15 protein-coding genes are annotated in these 21,020 nt (G+C 69.1%); 12 read left to right on the forward strand and 3 right to left on the reverse strand.

The genetic code is table 11. The features are described 5' to 3' along the window. The first annotated feature begins 23 nt into the window (after positions 1-23). Positions 24-1,895, forward strand: coding sequence for an ABC transporter ATP-binding protein (locus tag HDC34_RS13960; protein WP_218855289.1), 1,872 nt, complete (start codon positions 24-26; stop codon positions 1,893-1,895). 25 nt (positions 1,896-1,920) lie between these two features. On the opposite strand, the gene HDC34_RS13965 is transcribed toward HDC34_RS13960, so the two are convergent. After that, positions 1,921-3,189, reverse strand: a complete 1,269-nt coding sequence (locus HDC34_RS13965; RefSeq protein ID WP_179557439.1) for a CynX/NimT family MFS transporter — start codon at positions 3,187-3,189, stop codon at positions 1,921-1,923. A 76-nt stretch (positions 3,190-3,265) separates the two neighbouring features. Here HDC34_RS13965 and HDC34_RS13970 point away from each other — a divergent pair, with 76 nt between their 5' ends. Further along, positions 3,266-3,880, forward strand: a complete 615-nt coding sequence (locus HDC34_RS13970; RefSeq protein WP_104311360.1) for a TetR family transcriptional regulator — start codon at positions 3,266-3,268, stop codon at positions 3,878-3,880. Next, on the forward strand, positions 3,877-5,511 hold the full coding sequence (locus HDC34_RS13975; RefSeq protein ID WP_179557440.1) for an MDR family MFS transporter: 1,635 nt from the start codon (positions 3,877-3,879) through the stop codon (positions 5,509-5,511). Before HDC34_RS13970 ends, HDC34_RS13975 begins: the two co-directional genes overlap by 4 nt. A gap of 32 nt (positions 5,512-5,543) precedes the next feature. On the opposite strand, the gene HDC34_RS13980 is transcribed toward HDC34_RS13975, so the two are convergent. Beyond that, complete coding sequence (locus tag HDC34_RS13980) at positions 5,544-6,395, reverse strand: DUF2690 domain-containing protein (protein WP_179557441.1); 852 nt, start codon at positions 6,393-6,395, stop codon at positions 5,544-5,546. Between the two features lie 129 nt (positions 6,396-6,524). Here HDC34_RS13980 and mnmA point away from each other — a divergent pair, with 129 nt between their 5' ends. From mnmA to HDC34_RS14020, 8 genes are all read left to right on the forward strand, one after another. Continuing rightward, positions 6,525-7,703, forward strand: a complete 1,179-nt coding sequence (gene mnmA, locus HDC34_RS13985; protein WP_179557605.1) for a tRNA 2-thiouridine(34) synthase MnmA — start codon at positions 6,525-6,527, stop codon at positions 7,701-7,703. Beyond that, the gene (locus HDC34_RS13990; protein ID WP_179557442.1) at positions 7,700-8,176 is read left to right on the forward strand and encodes a hypothetical protein; all 477 of its coding nucleotides are present in this window, start codon (positions 7,700-7,702) and stop codon (positions 8,174-8,176) included. Before mnmA ends, HDC34_RS13990 begins: the two co-directional genes overlap by 4 nt. After that, positions 8,173-10,551, forward strand: coding sequence for an NAD-dependent DNA ligase LigA (gene ligA / locus HDC34_RS13995; protein ID WP_179557443.1), 2,379 nt, complete (start codon positions 8,173-8,175; stop codon positions 10,549-10,551). The genes HDC34_RS13990 and ligA overlap by 4 nt, the downstream gene beginning before the upstream one ends. Positions 10,552-10,669: 118 nt before the next feature. After that, positions 10,670-12,880: a DUF6882 domain-containing protein gene (locus HDC34_RS14000; RefSeq protein WP_179557444.1), complete on the forward strand. Its 2,211-nt coding sequence runs from the start codon at positions 10,670-10,672 to the stop codon at positions 12,878-12,880. A gap of 75 nt (positions 12,881-12,955) precedes the next feature. Continuing rightward, complete coding sequence (gene gatC, locus HDC34_RS14005; RefSeq protein WP_104311367.1) at positions 12,956-13,255, forward strand: Asp-tRNA(Asn)/Glu-tRNA(Gln) amidotransferase subunit GatC; 300 nt, start codon at positions 12,956-12,958, stop codon at positions 13,253-13,255. Next, a complete protein-coding gene (gene gatA / locus HDC34_RS14010) occupies positions 13,252-14,778 on the forward strand; it encodes an Asp-tRNA(Asn)/Glu-tRNA(Gln) amidotransferase subunit GatA (RefSeq protein ID WP_104311368.1) in 1,527 nt (508 codons plus the stop codon). Before gatC ends, gatA begins: the two co-directional genes overlap by 4 nt. Next, complete coding sequence (gene gatB / locus HDC34_RS14015) at positions 14,778-16,292, forward strand: Asp-tRNA(Asn)/Glu-tRNA(Gln) amidotransferase subunit GatB (RefSeq protein WP_179557445.1); 1,515 nt, start codon at positions 14,778-14,780, stop codon at positions 16,290-16,292. The genes gatA and gatB overlap by 1 nt, the downstream gene beginning before the upstream one ends. 108 nt (positions 16,293-16,400) lie before the next feature. After that, positions 16,401-17,813, forward strand: a complete 1,413-nt coding sequence (locus HDC34_RS14020; protein WP_179557446.1) for a hypothetical protein — start codon at positions 16,401-16,403, stop codon at positions 17,811-17,813. 69 nt (positions 17,814-17,882) lie between these two features. On the opposite strand, the gene HDC34_RS14025 is transcribed toward HDC34_RS14020, so the two are convergent. Beyond that, positions 17,883-19,637, reverse strand: coding sequence for a long-chain-fatty-acid--CoA ligase (locus HDC34_RS14025; RefSeq protein WP_179557447.1), 1,755 nt, complete (start codon positions 19,635-19,637; stop codon positions 17,883-17,885). A gap of 82 nt (positions 19,638-19,719) precedes the next feature. On the opposite strand from HDC34_RS14025, the gene dinB reads away from it, so the two are divergent. Beyond that, the gene (gene dinB, locus HDC34_RS14030; RefSeq protein ID WP_179557448.1) at positions 19,720-21,015 is read left to right on the forward strand and encodes a DNA polymerase IV; all 1,296 of its coding nucleotides are present in this window, start codon (positions 19,720-19,722) and stop codon (positions 21,013-21,015) included. The last annotated feature ends 5 nt before the right edge of the window (positions 21,016-21,020 follow it).

Genomic DNA, 21,020 nt, shown 5'->3' on the forward strand with positions numbered 1-21,020 from the left:
GCGCCTACGCTGACGCCATGACGATGCGAGGTGCAGGAGGCGGACCGCCCGCCGGGGGCCGTGTTCGGGACGAGTCCGTGATCCGTGCCGCGAACGAGCAGGCCCCGCAGATCGACGACCTCTGGCAGCGCGTGCTTCGCCTGTTCGCGCCCTACCGAGGGAAGATCGCGATCGCGCTCGTGCTGGTGCTCATCACCGCGGCTATCTCGGTGCTGCCCCCGCTGCTGACCGAGCAGGCGTTCGACGTCGGCCTCTTCCCGCCGGGCGGCACCGGGCCGAACATCGGCGAGCTGTGGAAGATCGTCGGTCTCATGGCGGTGCTCTGGGTCGCCTCGAGTGCGCTCGGGGTCGTGCAGACCTACTTCACCGCCAGTGTCGGCAACTCCGTCATGGGCGACCTGCGAGTGCGCCTCTTCGATCACCTGCAGCGCATGGAGCTCGCGTTCTTCACGCGCACGAAGACCGGGGTCATCCAGTCCCGCCTCCAGAACGACGTCGGCGGAGTGGCGTCGACGCTGCAGTCGATGATCACGAGTGTCGTCGGCAACGTCGTGACCGTCCTCGCGGCGGTCGTCGCCATGGCGCTGCTCTCCTGGCAGCTGACCATCATCGCGTTCGTCCTCATGCCAGCCCTCGTCTGGGCGCAGCGAAGGGTCGGCCAGGTGCGCGCCCGCATCGCGACGAAGACGCAGGAGTCCCTCTCCGAGATGACCGCGATCACGCAGGAATCGCTGAGCGTCTCCGGCATCCTGCTCGCGAAGTCGTTCGGACGCGAGGAGGCGGAAGGACAGCGGTACCGCGCGGAGAACGTCCGGCAGATCGGGCTTCAGGTGAAGCAGACGATGAGCGGGCAGACGTTCTTCGCCTTCGTGTCCATCGTGTTCTCCCTCGTGCCCGCGGCTGTCTACATCGTCGGCGCGTATCTCATCACCGGCGGCGTCGATCTCACGGCGGGCGCGATCGTGGCGTTCACGACGGTGCAGACCAGGCTCACGATGCCGCTCATCGGGCTCATGCGCATCGGCCTCGAGGTGCAGACGTCGAAGGCCCTGTTCGCGCGCATCTTCGAGTATCTCGACATGAGGCCTGCCATCACGCCGTCGCCGTCGCCCGTCGCGCTCGACGAGTCGAAGCTCGGCGAGGTCGAGTTCGAGCACGTCTCGTTCCGGTACCCGGACGCGGAGGTCGACTCGGCCCCTACGCTCGACGACGTGTCCTTCACGGTTCGCCAGGGGGAGTTCGTCGCGTTCGTCGGGCCGAGCGGCGCAGGGAAGACGACCATCGGCTACCTCGTGCCCCGGCTCTACGAGGTCGCGTCCGGCGCCGTGCGCTTCGCGGGCACCGACGTGCGCGACCTCGACCACGACGCGCTCATCGCGAACACGGGCATCGTGAGCCAGGAGAGCTACCTGTTCCACGCATCCATCGCCGAGAACCTGCGCTTCGCGAAGCCGGACGCCACCCAGGCCGAGATCGAGGAAGCCTGCAGGCAGGCCAACATCCACGAGACGATCTCGAAGTTCCCCGACGGCTACGAGACCCTCGTGGGGGAGCGAGGCTACCGACTCTCCGGTGGTGAGAAGCAGCGCGTGGCCATCGCCAGGGTCCTGCTCAAGGACCCTGCGGTGCTGGTCCTCGACGAGGCGACGAGCGCGCTCGACACACGGTCTGAGCGGTTCGTGCAGCGTGCCCTGGACGAGGCCTCACGGGGCCGCACGGTCCTGGCCATCGCGCACCGCCTCTCGACGGTCAAGGACGCCGACCTCATCTGCGTCATCGACGAAGGCCGCATCGTCGAGCGCGGGAACCACGCCGAGCTCATGGCGAGGGGAGGCCTCTACGCGGCGCTCCACGAGGAACAGCGAACCGATGTCCAGCCTGAGCTCGAGATCTGAGTCGCGCTGACGCGGCGGCGCTCGTCTAGCGAGCCAGCTGGATCTCGTCCTCGATCTTCCATGTGCCGGCGAGCGCCGGGGCGAGCGGGATGACGCCGAGCGTGAGCACGGCCAGGAGCCCCAGCGAGATCGACCAGTTGCCGGTTGCCGTCGCGAGTACTCCGACCGTGAGCGGGGCGAGCGCCGCGAGGGCGTACCCGACGAGCTGGACGAACCCGCTGAGGATCGCCGAGCCCCGTTGGCCAGCCGCACGGAGGCCGATGAGCGTGAGGCAGATCGGGAAGATGAGCTGCCCGAACCCGATGAGCACGACCCAGAGGACGGGGGCCGCGGTCGGGGCGAAGATGAGGCCGGAGTAGCCGAACGCGAAGCCGGCAGCCGCGGTGATGAGCGGCCACGTCGTCCCGAGGTGCTTGATGACGAGCGGTGTGGCGAGGGAGAGCGGGATGCCCATGGCGGCGAACAGCGAGAGGTAGCCGGCCGCCGCGACAGTGTCGGCGCCTGCCCGCTCCTGCAGGATCGTGGGCAGCCACCCGAAGCAGCAGTAGGCGTTCATCGATGAGATGGCGAAGGTCGTCGCGAGCGCCCAGGCTCGCTTCGAGCGCCAGATGGACCTGGCGGGCTTGGCGCGCGTGCCGTCGGGCAGCGTCACGGCCCCGGTCGTCGGGGCGACGTGGCCGCGGGCCGCGCGAACCTGTGCGCGCACGAGGAGCACGACCCACGGCACGGCGGCGGAAGCCGCGACGATGGCCCACATGGACAGCGAGGTCCGCCATCCGCTGGCCAGGGCGACGGGGGCCGCGACGAGGGGCGGCAGCATCGTGCCGAGCGCCACGACGATCGCGTAGGTCGAGGTCATGACTGGGATGCGGGACCGGAAGTAGGTGACGACCACCGGTGGCAGGAGGATGTTGCCGATTCCCATGCCGAGCAGGGCGATGCCGCTGCCGCCGAGCAGCGTCGGCAGGTTCGGAGCGGCTCCGCGGAGGAGGTGCCCGGCGATGATCGCGGCGAGCGCGATGACGATGAGCAGCTCGAGGCGGACCCGTCGCAGGAGCCACGGAGTGATGAGGCCCGCGATCGCGAAGGCGACCGGGGGCAGCATCGTCAGCACGCCGGTGGTCGCCCCCTCGAGTGGGAGGTCCACCGAGATGAGGTCGAAGATCGACGACGCATTGGTGACGGCGGTTCGCAGGTTCAGAGCGAGCAGCACGAGTGCGAGGACGGCGATGGCGGTCCAGAACCACGGTGACCGGGCGCTTTCCGAAGGGTTCCGGGAGGGGAGAGATGACACGAGGTGCAACTGTACTCAGGAGCTCCCCAGGATTCTTGCACTTGTGAAAGTTTGCACTCATGCATATTCTTGACTGGTGTCGAACCCTGCTCTCTCCCTCCGCGAACGCAACCGCATCGACTGCTGGCATGCCATCCACGACGCCGCCGCCGACCTGACGATCGAGCGCGGCCTCGACGAGACGACGATCGACGCCATCAGCGAGCGCGCAGGCGTCTCGCGCAGGACCTTCTTCAACTACTTCCCGAGCAAAGAGGACGCGGTGCTCGGCATGCAGGCGCCCACACTCCCAGAAGGCGCACTCGACGACTTCCGGGAAGGCGAGAGCGATTCCTTCGGCCGCACCATGCGACTCATGCTCGCCGTCCTCGACTCCGCGATTCCCGACCACGACGACTTCCCCCGCCGACGCACGCTCGCCGACCAGCACCCCGTGCTCGAGGAGCGGCTCAGGCGCCACATCAGCGCGGCAGAGGACATCGTCCTCTCGATCCTGACCGAGCAGGGCGGCGACAGTTCCACGGAGTCCCTCCCGGACGGCATCGAGTCCGCGAAGGCACTCCTCTCGCTCGCCGCGACCATCCTGCGCTTCACGAGCAGGAACGACCCCCAAGGCGTCCTGGCCGACCGGGAAGCCGCCATCAACCACTCCATCGACATCTTCCGGAAAGCGATCTCAGAAGCCCTATGACGACTCCCCCCAGCATCGATTCGCAGGTTCGCCTCGACGCCGCCCCCGGCGCAGAAGCCCGAACCAGCGCCGAGGCGCGGCCTGCCACGACGGGGGCGGGCGCAGCCGGTGCGCACCGACGCAGCATCGTGCCGCTCTTCCTGGGGCTCATGGTCACGATGCTCATGGCGTCGCTCAACAACACGGTGCTCTCGAGCGCCATGCCGACCATCGTCGGCGAGCTGCACGGTGTCGAGCACATGAGCTGGGTCGTGACCTCCTTCATCCTGGCCTCGACGGTCATGATGCCGGTCTACGGGAACCTCTCCGACCTCTTCGGCCGCAAGCCGCTGCTGCTCATCGCGATCGGCCTCTTCATCGCGGGTTCCGTGCTGGGCGGCCTTGCCCCCTCCATCGAGCTGCTCATCGGCGCGCGCATCGTGCAGGGACTCGGCGGCGGCGGCCTCATGATCCTCTCTCAGGCGGCTATCGCGGACGTCGTCCCGGCTCGTGAACGCGGCAAGTACATGGGCGTCATGGGCGCGGTCTTCGCATTCTCGTCCGTCGCCGGCCCGCTGCTCGGCGGCTGGTTCACCGAGGGCCCTGGATGGCGCTGGGTGTTCTGGATCAACCTGCCCCTCGGCGCGCTCGCGCTCCTCGCGACCATCTTCCTGCTCAGGCTGCCGAAGCGCCCCGCCCAGGAGCGCACGCGCATCGACGTCGGCGGCATGGCGCTCATCTCGCTCGCGACGACCGCGCTTGTCCTCGTCGGCACGTGGGGCGGGTCGCAGTACGAGTGGACCTCGCCGACGATCCTGCTGCTCGCCGCGCTCGCGGTGGTCTCCGCTGCCGGCTTCGTCTTCGTCGAGCGCAGCGCAGCGAACCCGATCATGCCGCTCGGCATGTTCAAGGACCGCAACTTCATCCTGACCACGATCGCCAGCCTCGCAACCGGCGTCATCATGTTCGGCACGCTCGGCTACATGCCCACGTACCTGCAGATGGTGACGGGCTCCGGTCCGACCGTGTCCGGTCTGCTCATGACCCCCATGATGGGCGCGTTGCTCATCACCTCCATCCTGAGCGGGCAGTACGTGTCGCGCACAGGTCGGTACAAGTGGGTGCCGATCGCGGGCGCCGCCGTGCTCGGCGTGGGCCTCGTCGTGCTGTCGTTCGTCACCGTCGACAGCCCCGTGTGGATGATCTGCGTCGCTCTCGGCATCATGGGCGTCGGTCTGGGCGGCAGCATGCAGCTGCTCACCCTCATCGTGCAGAACTCGTTCCCGGCGAGGATCGTGGGAACAGCGACCGCCGCCAACAACTACTTCCGGCAGGTCGGCGCGACCCTGGGCTCCGCGGTCGTCGGCTCCGTCTTCGCCGCTCGCCTGACGCAGATGGTGGCGGACCGGCTGCCAGCCGGTGCCGCGCCCGAAGACGGCGCGAGCTCGTTCACGCCCGCTGCGATCGCCCAGCTGCCCGACCAGCTGCGCGCCATCATCGTCGGCTCGTACAACGAGGCGCTCATCCCGATCTTCCTCGCGCTCGTGCCGCTGACGGTCATCTCCATCGTCGCCCTGTCGTTCCTCAAGGAGAAGCCACTGGCGACTGGCAAGGAGCCGGCGACGACCACCTCGGCGACGCACGTCGGCTGAATCGGCTCCGGGGCCGGGCTCTCGGTGCCTCGCTAGATGCAGAGCTCCGGCCCGAGGTCGATCGTCTGCCCGTCCGCCGTCATCGTCGCGAGCCCGCACCAGCGCTCGCTGGTCTGCGGGCTGATGCCGAGCGTCGTGTACACGGACTGCACGTCGTACGCCGAGACCGACTGGCCGCGCTCAGAGTCGCGGTCGACGGCGGGGTACACCGACATCGTGAGCTCGTTTCCCGCCGCCGCTCCGTCGTACCTCGTGACCCGTCCCCAGACGGCCTTGCAGCTCGTCGAGTACATCAGCTGCACCTGCGTCTCGCGCTCCCGCATCTCGCTGGCTGCGACCACCGCGTCGTCACGGCAGACCGTCTGCATGGGGTCCAGTCCGTCGGAGATCCCCGCGTACGGGTCATCCGCAGTCTGCAGCTGGCCGACACCGAACCAGATCCCGCTTGTCACGGCTGCGGACATGAGAGCGGCGGCTGCTGCCGTGGTCAGCAGTCTGCGCTTCGTGATGGGAGGCGGCAGGGGCACCGGCGCCTCAGGACCAGGCGACGGTGCGTCCGCGCTCCCCTCCGTGGTGCCTGGCCCCATGAGCGTGGGTCCGCCCGCCGTCTGCTCGGGGGCCACGGGCACGACCTGGACGCTCGGCGGGGAGACGAGCTCGCTGCGACGCTCGAGCCAAGGGGCCGGATCGGCGCCCAGTGCCGTGACCAGACGCTCCACGGTCTTCGCCGTCGGCAGTCGCTGACCGCCAAGGGCGTCTCCGACCACGCTCTTCGAGATCCCGGCCGTCTCCGCGAGCCGCATGATGGTGGGCCTGCCGGCCTCTTCGCGAAGCGATTGGAGATCGGACGCGAACCGGGCGGGGGAATCTCGGATGTCGCTCACGCGCTGCCTCCCTCGTGAGCATCTTCGCTCGTCGGCGATGGACATCGTCAAATTACCAGAGCCACGCATCTCCCCAGAGGGGTTGTCGGAGGCCCGACGTACACTTATCCGGTGAAAGTTCTAGCCGCCATGAGCGGCGGGGTCGATTCCGCCGTCGCAGCAGCCCGAGCCGTCGAGGCAGGGCACGAAGTGATCGGCGTGCACCTCGCGCTCTCCCGAATGCCCGGCACCCTCCGCACAGGTTCGCGCGGGTGCTGCACCATCGAGGACTCGATGGATGCGCGCCGCGCCGCCGACCTCCTCGGCATCCCGTTCTACGTCTGGGACTTCTCCGAGCGGTTCAAGCTCGACGTGGTCGACGACTTCATCGCCGAGTACAGCGCTGGTCGCACGCCGAATCCCTGCATGCGCTGCAACGAGAAGATCAAGTTCGCGGCCCTGCTCGAGAAGGCCATCGACCTCGGGTTCGACGCCGTCTGCACCGGCCACTATGCGACGCTTGAGACGGGGGCGGACGGGCTGGTCGAGCTGCACCGGGCGAGCGCCTGGGCCAAGGACCAGTCGTACGTGCTCGGCGTGCTCACGCAGCAGCAGCTGGAGCACTGCTACTTCCCGCTCGGAGACACCCCGTCGAAGGACCTGATCCGAGCTGAAGCGGCCGAGCGCGGCATCAGCGTCGCGCAGAAGCCCGACTCGCACGACATCTGCTTCATCCCGGATGGCGACACCAGGGGATGGCTGGGTGATCGCATCGGCACCGCGACTGGCCAGGTGGTCGACAGTGCAGGCACGACGCTCGGCGAGCACGACGGTGCGACGGCCTACACGGTCGGTCAGCGCAAGGGGCTCCGGCTCGGGGTGCCAGCTCCCGACGGCAAGCCTCGGTTCGTGCTCGAGATCCGTCCGAAGACCAACGAGGTCGTCGTCGGGCCGAAGGAAGCGCTGAGGATCGCCGAGATCGCGGGCCAGCGGATGAGCTGGACGGGGGCCGCGAAGTCGGAGACCGACGGCGAGTTCCGCTGCGACGTGCAGATCCGTGCACACGCCGACCCGGTGCCCGCAACCGCGCGGATTCACGCCAGCGCTGAGAGTACCCGCGACGACGCGACCATCCCTGGCGTCGAGTGGAGTGTCAGCGTGGATGAGCCCCTCGTCGGCGTCGCGCCGGGCCAGACGGCCGTCGTGTACGTCGGCACGCGCGTGCTCGGCCAGTTCACGATCGACCGCACAGTGAGCGCCGTGCAGACCGGTGAGACAGCGGCGGGTTCTGCCGAGACACGCAGCGCAGATGAGCAGGAGGCGGCATGAGCAAGAAGACCGAGGGTGGCCCGCTCAAGGACGGCGAGGCGATGGATCTGCTCACCGACCGCGCCGAGCGCTGGGCGGCGCAGTACAGGAACCTGTCCGACCCCGATCGGTGGCGCGCTGACTACGACGCGCACTTCGCAGCTCCCGCGCTGCAGCTCGCCAAGCGCTGCACCCTCGAGGCTCGGAAGTTCGGCGCGAAGGACTGGATCCTCGCCCTGGTGCTCTGGTTCCTCATCGGCGGCACCGTGTTCCTCGCCTCGAACTTCCTCATGCAGCTCGAGCCGACCTGGCAGATCGTCTTCGCGGTGTTCGCCGGGCTGATCGCAGTGGTGGGCATCGTGCAGAGCTACCTCGAGACGACCAGCGAGAAGCGCGCGACGAAACGTCTGGCCGCCAAGAACGAATGGCTGCTGAATGTGAGCCGCAAAGCGGCGATGGCGACGCTCAACTCGCGTTCCGGGGCGTCGGCATGACGACGTTCGACGACGCGCGAGTCCGCGTCGAGGAGCTGCGGGAACTCGTCTCCGGCTACCAGGCGGCCTACTACGAGCGCGACGCGCAGCTCGTCTCCGACGCCGAGTACGACGGCCTTGTCCGTGAGCTGGACCAGCTCGAGCGTGAGCATCCCGAGCTGCAGTCGCAGGATTCGCCGACGCAGACCGTCGGCGGCGGCGTCGCGGACGGCCTGCGGCCCATCGAGCACGCTGAGCGCATGCTCTCGCTCGACAACGTCTTCTCGGTCGACGAGCTGCGCGAGTGGTGCGCCAAGACGGAGGCGTCCGCGGGCCGACACATCGAATGGCTCACCGAGCTGAAGATCGACGGGCTCGCCATCGCGCTGCGCTACGAGCACGGCAAGCTCGTGACCGCGGCGACCCGTGGCGACGGCCGCACGGGCGAGGAGGTGACCCAGAACGCACTGCAGATCGACGGCATCCCGGCTGCGCTCGCGGGCGAGGGGCATCCGCCGATCGTCGAGGTGCGCGGCGAGGTGTTCATCCCCGTCGCCGCGTTCAGGGAGCTCAACGAGTTCCAGGCCTCGCTGCGGCCCCGCGCCGTCGAGGAGTACCGGGCCAGGTGGGAAGCACGCTCGGAGGCGACGCGAGGCGAGTTCGACGAGGACGCCGAGCTGGCACGAGCGACCAAGCGATTCCCGGACTTCGCCAACCCGCGCAACGCGGCGAGCGGCGGGCTGCGGCAGCAGCTCGAGAAGAAGAGCGGGCTCGAGCGAGAGGCAGGCGAGCTGCGGCTCCACTCGCTGCAGATGTACGTGCACGGCATCGGTGCCTGGCCGTCGCCGCCCGTCGAGTCGCAGAGCCAGGTCTACGAGCTGCTGGCGAGCTGGGGCCTGCCCGTCACCCCGTACGCGAAGGTCGCCGCATCCGTCGACGACGTCGTGGAGTTCGTCGAGCACTACGGCGCGGAACGCCACTCCGTCGAGCACGAGCTCGACGGCATCGTCGTGAAGGTAGACGAGCTCGACCTGCACGACGAGCTCGGCATGACGAGCCGCGCCCCACGCTGGGCCATCGCCTTTAAGTACCCGCCAGAGGAAGTGCACACGAAGCTCCTCGACATCGCGGCCAGCGTCGGCCGCACCGGGCGAGTGACGCCGTTCGCGATCATGGCGCCCGTCAAGGTCGCGGGCAGCGTGGTGCGCATGGCCACTCTCCACAACCAGGATGTGGTTCGCGTCAAGGGCGTGAAGATCGGCGACACCGTCGTGCTGCGCAAGGCGGGAGATGTGATCCCCGAGGTGCTCGGCCCGGTGCTCGAGCTGCGCGGCGACGACGTGCGCGACTTCGTGATGCCGGCCGACTGCCCGGAATGCGGCACGCCGCTTCGGCCCATGAAGGAGGGCGACGTCGATCTGCGCTGCCCGAACGCCCGGTCGTGCCCCGCCCAGGTTCGTGGTCGCGTCGAGCACATCGGCTCGCGCGGAGGACTCGATGTGGATGCGCTCGGCGAGGTCACCGCTGCCGCGCTGACCCAGCCGACCGTGCCAGAGCAGCCACCACTCGAGACCGAGGCGCGGCTCTTCGCGCTCACGCTCGAGGAGATCGTGCCCATCGAGGTCGTCGTCCGCGACTCCGAGACCGGTGAGCCCAAGACCGACGAGGAGACGGGCGAGCTCGTGCGACGCGCCCCGTTCCAGAAGGTCTCTCTGGTGTACCCGCCAGGCTCTGAGGACATGACGCCGGCGGAGCGCCGCAAGGCCGGCATCAAGAAGGACTTCCGGCTCGTGGAGCCGTCGAAGCAGGCGACGACGCTCCTCGAGCAGCTCGAAGTCGCCAAGACCAAAGACCTGTGGCGTCAGCTCGTGTCGCTGAACATCCGCCACGTCGGTCCTGTCGCTGCACGCGCGCTGGCTGACTGGTTCGGTTCGCTCGACGCCATCGAGGCGGCGCCCGCCGAGGAGCTGGCACAGGTTGAAGGCGTGGGGCCGACGATCGCCGACGCGATCGTCGAGTGGCTCGCGGAAGACTGGCACCGGGAGATCATCGACGCCTGGCGGGCGGCGGGCGTTCGCTTCGCGACTCCGAACCACCCCGGACCCGGCGCGATGACGAGCGCGGATGGTCCGCTCTCCGGCCTGAGCGTCGTCGCGACCGGAACCCTCGAGGGGTTCACGCGCGACGGCGCGAAGGAGGCGATCATCGCGGCGGGCGGGAAGGCCGCGGGGAGCGTTTCCAAGAAGACGGACTTCGTGGCGGCGGGCCCCGGTGCCGGCTCGAAGCTGACGAAGGCGGAGGAGCTCGGCATCCCGATCCTCGATGCCGACGGCTTCCGCCTGCTGCTCGAGGGCGGGCCGAGCGCAGTGGAGCACCTGCGAGCAGAAGCAGAATGAGGGACCCGCAGGGTCCGACGACCAGGAGCGGACTCCGAGGCTGCGGCCCGGTCGCTCGGCTACAGTGTGCAGGCCGTGGCATCGGCTCGCCGCGGAGGAACGGGGAACCATGCTCAGCGTGAGCTTGCAAGATCTGGCGGACGACGCCGCCATCCTCCACTTCGACGCGCACGCGCAGCTCACGGAGCGGCTCGGCGACGCCGGATGGGATGTCGATTTGACTGCTCCGTCGATCACGTACCAGACCCAGCCGAGCCCGACGGTGCTCCCGGTCCAGCTCATCGGCAGCGTCGCCCAGAGTGCGGGCACGTGGATGTGGGGTTGGAACAACGTCAACAACTTCCCGGAGCAGGCCATCGCGCTCGCCGGACGGGTGCGTTCGTTTGTGCTCGATGGCGGGCCGGAGCAGCTGTCGTCTTCCGTGGTGAAGACCGACGAGGCCGCGCCGCTCCTGCTGGTCCTCGCGGCGAAGGCCCTCACACGATCGCGCGACAGCGTCGTCCTCGAGGCCGCGCCCGGCGTGCAGGTGCACCTCATGGTGCAAGCGGGGCCAGACACGGCGACGACCGCCGAGCGAGCGACGCGCGCCATCCTGGATGCACTGGATGCCGGGGTCCTGGGCGACCACGTGCGTGCCCTCCACGCGTATGCGGCACGCAGCGAGTCGCAGCTCAGCCGCACGGGCGCGTCCAGTTACGAGCTCTCCACGAGTGCCGGCAGCGTCGAGATCACCCTCGACGACGCGCAGCGGATCCTGGTCGCTCGCGTGACCCCGGAGGCGACCGCCGACAGCAGCGAGCCCGAGGTCGTGCCGGACAGCGTGCCGGACAGCACATCGGGCAGCCTGTCCGAGAGCACGTCGGGCAGCGTGCCCGAGGTGGCGCCCGAGCGCACGTCTGACGTCGCTCCGTCGGCCGAAACAGCTCAGGTGTCGCCCGAAGAGCAACCGGCCACCGAGGTTGTTCCGGACCAGGAGCCGACGGCTGATCACACGCCGCAGATCGAGCACACGCCGACTCCGGAACCGGGGGTGAAACTCGATCACGCACCGAGCGATGCACCTCCGGCTCCGTTGCACGAGCTGCAGACCACGGAGGCGCAGCCTGCGCCTGTTCCTGTCGTACCGCCCGCTGGGCTCCCGACACCACCTCCGCCTGTCGTACCCGCATCGGCCCCGTACGTCGAATCGCCGCAGCGCGCAGAGCGGCGAGCAGAGACCGCTGCGCCCCCGTCCGCGGGGCTTCCACCGGCATCAGGAACGGCTCAGTCTCAGGCCGCGGCTCCCGGTGCCCCCTGGCAGCCGTTCGACGCTTCGCCCCGCTGGGAACGGACCCCGCCATCGGCCGTCGCCCCACCTGTCGGCGGCCCCCCTCCCGTTCCAGCACCTGCGCCAGGTGAGGGCGCAGCACAGGGCTTCCTTCCGCCGCACCTCGCGAACCCGCCCCAGGGTGCCCAGGCCGGAAACCCTGTCCCGCCCTCGCAAGCAGGCCCGTCAGCTCCCTTCGGGCGTCCTCCGCAGCAGGGGCAGTACGGCCAGCCCACGCAGCCAGGCCAGCCGAATCACTTCGGCCAACCCAACCAGCAGCCCATGCAGCCTGGCCAGCCGAGCGCCTACGGCCAGCCGAGCGCGTACGGCCAGCCGAGCGCGTACGGCCAGCCGAGCGCCTATGGCCAGCCGAGCGCGTACGGCCAGCCGAGCGCCGTGGGACATCCGGGCCAGCAGTATCCCCAGCAGGGGCAGGGCGGAAATCACGGCCAGCCGCCGCAAGCCGGGTGGCAGCAGCCTCCCCGGCAGCAGTTCCCGCACACGGGGCAGCCCGGCCAGCCCGGGAACCCGGGCCCCCAGGGTCAGCCGTGGCAGGGCCAATCCCAGCCGGGTGCCTCCTGGCAGCGCCCGCAGGTACAGCCGCCGGCGTACGGCAACGAACAGGGGCGCGCTCAGCAGAACCAGGGCCAGCCGCCGCAGTGGCAACCTGGTCAGCAGCAGGCTCCCGGCAGCCAGCATCCCGGCAACCAGTACCCAGCGCAGCCCGGAGGCTTCGACCCGAGGCCCCAGGGGCAGCCGCAGCAGTTCCCGCCGTCGCGCGCGGCGCAGCAACGTCCGCAGGACGGCGCCTGGAACCGCCAGCCACCGTACGGTCAGGCGCCACAGGGCCAGCCACCGTATGGACAGAACCCACAGGGGCAGGGTCCGTATCCCGGCCAGGCTCCGCAGCAGGGGCCGAACCAGGGGCAGCACCCTCAGCCGGGCCAGCCCGGGTACGATCCACGCTGGCCTGGCAACGGCCAGCCGCCCTGGCCACCCCAGCAGCAGCCACCACGCCAGTAGTCAGCAGCGAGCACGGCCGCGCCCTGGGCGCGGCCTAGACTTGTCCAGCCCTGGCCGACGCACTATCGGAGACGAATGACCGACATCACTGCCGCCGACGTTGAGCACCTCGCTCAGCTCGCACGCATCGACCTCGCAGACGGCGAGATCGAGCGCGTCACCGGCGAACTCATCGAAATCCAGCACCTGATCCAGAAAGTGCAGGAGGTGGCGACCCCCGACGTGGACGTGACGACGCATCCGATCGCCATGCACAACGTGACACGTGCAGACGAGGTCGGCGAACCGCTCGACCGCGATGCTGCGCTCGCAGGAGCGCCGGACAGCGACGGGACACGATTCCGTGTCACCGCGATCCTGGGAGAAGAGCAGTGACCGCCGACATCACGCGCCTGAGCGCGACCGACCTGGCGGCGGCGATCGCGGCCGGCACCATCAGCTCCATCGAAGCGACCACCGCACACCTCGAGCGCATCGAGGCTGTCGACGGTGACGTCCACGCGTTCCTCCACGTCGACGCCGACGCCTCGCTTGCCGCCGCGGGACGTGTCGACGCGAAGCGGCAGGCCGGCGAGAAGCTCGCTCCGCTGGCTGGCGTCCCCGTCGCCGTCAAGGACAACATCGCCACGAAGGGCACGCCGACGACCGCCGGCTCCCGCATCCTCGAGGGCTGGGTGCCGCCGTACGACGCGACCGTCGTCGAGCGCCTCCGCGACAACGACCTCGTCATCATCGGCAAGACCAACCTCGACGAGTTCGCGATGGGCTCCTCCACCGAGCACTCCGCCTACGGTGCCACGCACAACCCGTGGGACCTCGAGCGCATTCCCGGCGGTTCAGGTGGAGGCTCCGCCGCTGCCGTCGCCGCCTACGAGGCGCCGCTCGCTCTCGGAACCGACACCGGTGGATCCATCCGTCAGCCTGCATCCGTCACGGGCACCGTGGGCATGAAGCCCACCTACGGCGGCGTCAGCCGCTATGGGGCCCTCGCGCTCGGATCCTCGCTCGACCAGATCGGGCCGGCAGCACGCAACGTGCTCGACACGGCCGCCCTCCACGACGTGCTCGCGGGCCACGACCGCCGCGACTCCACCTCGCTCACGGGGGAGTGGCCGTCCTTCACCGACGCAGCTCTTGCGGGCCGCAACGAGGACTCCGTTCGCGGACTCCGCATCGGTGTGCCCAAGCAGATCGCCGACGGGGCGGGCTTCGAACCCGGGGTCACCCAGCGCTTCCAGGAGGCGCTTGCCGCGCTCGAGGAACGCGGTGCGGTCGTCTCGTGGATCGAGACGCCGCACTTCGAGTACGCCGTCGCCGCGTACTACCTGATCATGCCCGCGGAAGCATCGAGCAATCTCGCTCGCTACGACTCCGTGCGCTTCGGGCTGCGGGTCACGGACGCCTCCGCCACAACCGTCGAGAAGGTCATGTCGGCGACGCGAAGCAAGGGCTTCGGTGACGAGGCCAAGCGCCGCATCCTCCTCGGGACCTACGCGCTCTCGGCCGGCTACTACGACGCCTTCTACGGGTCGGCCCAGAAGGTGCGCACGCTCGTGCAGCAGGACTTCGCCGCCGCCTTCGCCGGTGTCGACGTGCTCGCCGCGCCCACGTCGCCGACCACGGCCTACAAGCTCGGCGAGAAGGCAGAGGACCCGACGGCCATGTACCTCGCCGACCTCACGACCATCCCCGCCAACCTGGCTGGCGTCCCCGGCATCTCCGTGCCCGGCGGACTCGCGCCCGAGAACGGGCTGCCGGTCGGCATCCAGTTCATGGCGGCCGCCCGAGACGACGCACGCCTCTACACCGTGGCTGCGGCGCTCGAACAGACTCTCGAAGACCGATGGGGCGGACCCCTGCTCGCGCAGGCGCCCCAGCTGAAGGCAGGTGCACGCTGATGGCCAAGCCAGAGCTGATGGACTACGACCGCGCGCTCGAACTCTACGAGCCCGTCATCGGTCTCGAGGTGCACGTCGAACTCGGCACCAAGACCAAGATGTTCTCCGACACCCCGAACCACTCGGGGAACGAGGTCGGTGGCGAGCCGAACACCAACATCGGGCCGGTCGACCTCGGCCTTCCCGGGACGCTGCCCGTCGTCAACGAGCAGGCTGTGCGCTACTCGATCGCGCTCGGGCTCGCCCTCAACTGCGAGATCGCCGAGGTCTCGGGCTTCGCGCGGAAGAACTACTTCTACCCCGACAACCCGAAGAACTATCAGATCTCGCAGTATGACGACCCCATCGCCTTCGACGGCGAGGTCGAGGTCGAGCTGGAGGACGGCACCGTCTTCCACGTTCCGATCGAGCGCGCCCACATGGAAGAGGACGCGGGCAAGCTCACGCACGTCGGAGGCTCGACCGGCCGCATCCAGGGCGCCGAGTACTCGCTGGTCGACTACAACCGCGCCGGTGTGCCACTCGTCGAGATCGTGACCCGGCCCATCTTCGGCGGGGAGGCGCAGACGCCGCAGCTCGCGGCGGCGTACGTCTCGACGATCCGCGACATCGTCCGCGCGCTCGGCGTCTCCGAGGCTCGCATGGAGCGTGGCAACCTCCGCTGCGACGCCAACGTCTCGCTCCGCCCGCGGGGCGAGGAGAAGCTCGGCACGCGCACGGAGACGAAGAACGTCAACTCGTTCAGGTCGATCGAGCGCGCAGTCCGGTACGAGATCCAGCGCCAGGCTGCGCTCCTCGCGGCTGGCGGGAGCATCACGCAGGAGACCCGGCACTGGCACGAGGACACGGGACGCACCTCATCCGGTCGTCCGAAGTCCGACGCCGACGACTACCGATACTTCCCTGAGCCCGACCTCATGCCGCTGCGCCCCAGCCGTGAGCTCGTCGAGGAGCTTCGCGCAACGCTTCCCGAGGCGCCCGTCGCCCGCCGCCGCCGCCTCAAGGCGGAGTGGGGCTTCGCCGACCAGGAGTTCCAGGACATCGCCAACGCGGGGCTTCTCGAGGTCGTCGATGCGACCGTCGCGGCTGGCGCGACGGCCGCTGGCGCCAAGAAGTGGTGGATGGGCGAGCTCTCGCGCATCGCCAACGACCGCGGAGTGCAGGCCACAGACCTCGCGACCCCGCAGCAGATCGCCGAGCTCGACGGTCTGATCACGGCAGGCACGGTCAACGACCGACTCGCGCGCGACGTGCTCGAGGGAGTGCTCGCGGGTGAGGGATCGCCCGCAGAGGTCGTCGAATCGCGCGGACTCGCCGTCGTCAGCGATGACGGGCCTCTCATCGAGGCCATCGACGCGGCACTTGCGCAGCAGCCCGACGTCCTCGCGAAGATCCGCGACGGCAAGGTGCAGGCGGCAGGTGCGGTCATCGGCGCCGTGATGAAGGCGATGCGGGGCAAGGCAGACGCCGCGCGCGTGCGAGAGCTCGTTCTCGAGCGCGCCCAGAGCTCCTAGAGCTCGAACTCGTACACCGGGGAATTGTCGGGCAGGACCTAGGCGCCCCTGTGGCTCTGGCGATAGCGTCAGAGCCACAGGGCCTCGGTGAACGGAGCAGTGAATCTCATGGGCAAGAAGACTGGCAAGAAGGCTCGGGTCGAACGACCAGATGCCACGCAGGGCGGCCCTCGGGCGAAGGTCAAGAAAGAGCGCGTGCAGCCGCCGAAGTCGGTGCAGCGACCGGCTTCAGCTGGCACGTCATCGCTCGTGACGACGCTCGAACCGATCGTCGTCGCGGATCCGGCGACGCTGAAGGACCCGACGGACAAGACGAAGTCCGAGGACAGCAAGAAGCTCAAGGACAGCAAGAAGTCCAAGGACAGCAAGAAGCTCAGCGACGAGAAGACATCTCAGGACAAGACGAAGTCCACGGACGAGAAGAAGTCCAAAGACGAGAAGAAGTCCAAAGGCAAGAAGAAGTCCAAGGACGAGAAGAAGTCCAAGGACGAGAAGAAGTCCAAGGAGAAGAAGAAGCCGAAGGGCGACAAGAAGTCCAAGGCTGAGACGGTCCGGGCCGAGGACTCCGGGCTGGCCGAGGCTGCTCCGAAGGTCGGTGCGACGAAGGGCCGCAAGTCGGGCGCGGGCGAACGGACGCACATCCTGCGCGATGCGGCGCTCCTCACCGATGAGGGCGACGACGCCCACGGGTTCGCTCGACTCATCAGGGCCATGCCCGGGATCGTCGCGCTCGTCGAACAGCACGAGACGGCGGTGCATCGTGCGGTCTTCGACAGCTACGTGACCGCGGTCGTCGAGCACGGCGTCGACGCCGCCGACCTCGGCCCCATCGACATCCGCACGGCAGCGCCGAGAACGGCGGAGGGTGGCGCGCCCGTCGCCGCGGAAGCGCGTGACGACGAGTCTGCGGTCAGAGGCGTGGAGTCCGCCCGCTCGGTGCGTGCGGGCCGTGGGCGCCGCCCTTCCGGGATCAACAGCGCCGAGACGGTCGACGGGCCTTCGCCCGCCTCGACGCCGCCCAACAAGAGAGCGTCGTCCTCTGGCTCTGGCTCGAATGGAGACCAGGTGCGCAGCCCCCGCAGCACCGTCCGCGCCTCAACGCGAGCCCGCGCAGGCCAGGGGCGTGCTTCGACTTCCCAGATGTCGTCGGAGACGGCCACGGACGAACGCACGGGCACCGCCCCGATCGCATCCCGCACGAGGGCCGGTTCGCGAGGCAGCGCAGCGGCCAGGTCCCGCGCCGCAAGATCACGAGCCCGGAGTCTCGAAGAGCTCGCAGAAGAGCTGAAGCCGACGAACAACGGGCAGCGCATCGCACTCGCCATCGCCTCGATCATCGGCGATGAGGCCGAGGTCACCGCGGCGAGGATCACGGCCGAGTTCGAGCGCATGACGTGGCGAGTGCCGGTGAACGTCGCCGCCTCGGTGCGTCAGGCGGCCAGGGCCGGCCTCGTCGACCTCGAGGGACCGACGGGCACCCGCCTCACTCCGGCTGGCGAGGAGTACGTCGCCGGCAGCTGAATGAGTCGCTGACCGAGACGCCTCGAGCCCGCCCCTGCGCTGCAGGGGCGGGCTCGCTCGCGCTTCGGCCTATTCGGCGCCGGGGCGCGCCCCGCCAGTTTCTTCGTCGTCTCCCGCTGCGGCTGCCGCTGTCGCGTTGCGGTTCTGCTGCAGCGCGTCCCGAACCTTCTTGCGCAGCACCTTCCCGATGAGCGATTTCGGGAGCTCCTCCCAGACGACGTACGACCGCGGCACCTTGTGCTCGGAGAGTCGCTCGCGGACGAAGGCGCGCGTTGCAGCTTCGTCCAGGCGTGCCCCCTCATCGAGCACGACGACGGCGGTGACGACCTCGGCACCACCACCTCGCCTGATGCCGACGACGGCGACCTCGGCGACGCCTGGGGCCTCGGTGACAACGCGCTCGACCTCGGAGGGCGACACGTTGAAGCCGCCCGTGATGATGAGCTCCTTCTTGCGGTCCACGACCGTCACGAAACCGTCCGCATCCTGCACGACGAGGTCGCCCGAACGCACCCAGCCGCCGTCGATGAGCACCTCCGCCGTCTCCTCGGGTCGGTTCCAATAGCCCTGGAAGGTCTGCGGGCCCTTGATGAGCAGCTCGCCGACTTCGCCGAGCTCGACCTCCCTGCTCGGGTCGCTCGGGTCGGTGACCTTGATGAAGGTCGACGGGAACGGGATGCCGATCGTTCCCGTCTTCCGTTTGTCGGTGAACGGATTGCCGAGCGCGACGGGCGACGTCTCGGTGAGTCCGTACCCTTCGACGAGCTGGCCACCCGCGACGGCCTCCCAGCGGTGCACGATGGCGTCGTTCAGCGTCATGGCGCCCGATATGGCGTAGATGACGCCGGAGAGGTCGAGCTTGCCCTCCTTCGCGACGCGCGCGAGCCGGTCGTACATGGGCGGCACGGCGGGGATGAAGGTCGCCGGCGACTTCTTCGATGCTGCGATGACCAGCTCGGGGTCGAACGTCGGGAAGAGCACCGCCTTCGCGCCGACGCTCACGGAGTAGATGACGGAGAGCAGCACGCCGAACGCGTGGAACATGGGCAGCACGCCGTAGATCGTTTCGTTGCCTGCCGTGAACTCCGGCATCCAGGCGGCGCCCTGGCGGGCGTTCGACCACAGGTTGCGGTGGGTGAGCATCGCTCCCTTGGGGTTGCCCGTCGTGCCGCTCGTGTACTGCAGGCTCGCGAGGTCTTCCGGGCCCGGGGTCGGGATGCTCGCGTCGAGCGGCTGCTGCTTCGCGAGCTTCTCGAAGGGAACGGTGCCCGGCGCCTTCGCGCTGAGCTTGGCGCGGGACTCGCGGGCTTTCGCGATGGGCAGGCGGAGCAGCAGCTGCGTCTTGAGCGGCATGCCCTTCGTCACATCGACCGCGATGACGTGCCGGATGCCGAGGCTGTGGGGGAGCGACTGCACCGTCGGCGCGGCCTTGTCCCAGGCGATGACGATCTCGGCACCGTGGTCTTCGAACTGCGTCCGCAGCTCGTCACGCGTGTAGAGCGGGTTGTGCTCGACGACAACCGCTCCGAGGCGGAGCACCGCATAGAACGCGACCACGTGCTGCGGCGCGTTCGGCATGATCAGCGCCACCCGGTCGCCCCGCTTGACGCCGATACGCCGCAGCCCCTGCGCGAACCGCAGCACCTGGTCCTGCAGCTCCGCGAAGGTGGTCTGCGCGCCGAAGAACTCGATCGCGGGCTTGTCGGGGAACCGCTCGGCGATCTCCGACAGCATGTCGGGGAGCGACCCGTTCGGGACTTCGATGTCCTTCGGGGTCCCGGGGGCGTAGAAGGCGGTCCAGGCGCGAGACTCGTTGAGCTGCATGCGCAGAGTCTATTCGCGCAGAGCGTCGGGGAGATGTCCGGTGCGTCCTGCGGATGTCGGTGGGACATCGCACAATGGATGCATGACCAGGAAAGACATGGGTGTGCGGCAGACGGGTGCGGCGTCCGACCGCGACGCGTCCGCGAGCATCCTCCATGTCGACATGGACGCCTTCTTCGTCGCGGTCGAGCTCCTCGAGCGGCCCGACCTCATCGGCAAGCCGGTGATCGTCGGTGGCACGCGCGAGCGGGGCGTCGTCTCGAGCGCGAGCTACGAGGCCAGGGCGCGGGGAGTGCGAAGCGCCATGCCGATGCACCAGGCCATCGCGCGGTGCCCCGAGGCCGTCGTGCTGCCGGGCAGCATGCATAAGTACCGTGAGGCGTCGCGGCAGGTCATGGAGATCTTCCGCGAGTTCACGCCCCTCGTCGAGCCTCTGTCGATCGACGAGGCGTTCCTCGACGTGTCTGGCGCGAGCCTGCTGTTCGGCACGCCCGGCGAGATCGCAGCGCGACTGCGGGAACGGGTCAAGGCGCAGACAGGGCTCACGTGCTCCGTCGGCGCCGCCTCCACGAAGTTCGTCGCGAAGCTCGCCTCCGGCAAGTGCAAGCCGAACGGCATGCTCGTGATCCCGCATGAGGAGACCATTCCGTTCCTGCACCACCTGCCCGTCGGGGCCCTCTGGGGTGTCGGGGAGAAGAGTGAGGCGAAGCTGCGTGGCATCGGCATCCACACGGTCTTCGACCTGGCTCACACGCCGGTGCCGGTGCTCGAGCGGGCAGTCGGCAAGGCTGGGGCGGCGAAGCTCAGCGCCCTCGCGTGGGGCAGGGACGAGCGCGGCGTGGAGGAGGCCCACCGGGAGAAGTCGATCAGTCACGAGCAGACGTTCTTCGAGGACGTGGCCGACTTCGTCTTCCTCGAGCGTGAGGTACGAGCGCAGGCGGATGCGGTGGCCACTCGGCTGCGCCGTGCGGGCCTGCAGGCTCGTCAGGTCGGCATCAAGCTTCGCTGGTCCGACTTCTCCACCATCACGCGTTCGCACACGCTCGCGGAGCCGAGTGACGTCGGGCATTCGCTGTATCTCGAGGCGCGCGAGATGCTGCGCGCAGCCCTCGTGCCGCCGCGGCCCGTGCGCCTCATCGGAGTGCGGGCCGAGCGCCTCGTGGAGGCGGGGACCTCAGGCCAGCTGTCGCTCTTCGGAGCCGAGGAGGACGACGATTGGGAGGCGGCGGAACGAGCCGTCGACCAGGCTGTTGCCCGCTTCGGGAAGTTCGCGCTGCGCCCGGCCTCGCTGCTCGGTCGGGGTGAGCGAAGCGACGGCACCGTCGGACTCAGCGAGCGCGCGAACCGCACGCAGGACGAGGCCCAGGACCAGCACTGAGGGTG

The sequence above is a fragment of the Pseudoclavibacter sp. JAI123 genome, from assembly GCF_013409665.1.
Lineage (GTDB): Bacteria > Actinomycetota > Actinomycetes > Actinomycetales > Microbacteriaceae > Pseudoclavibacter.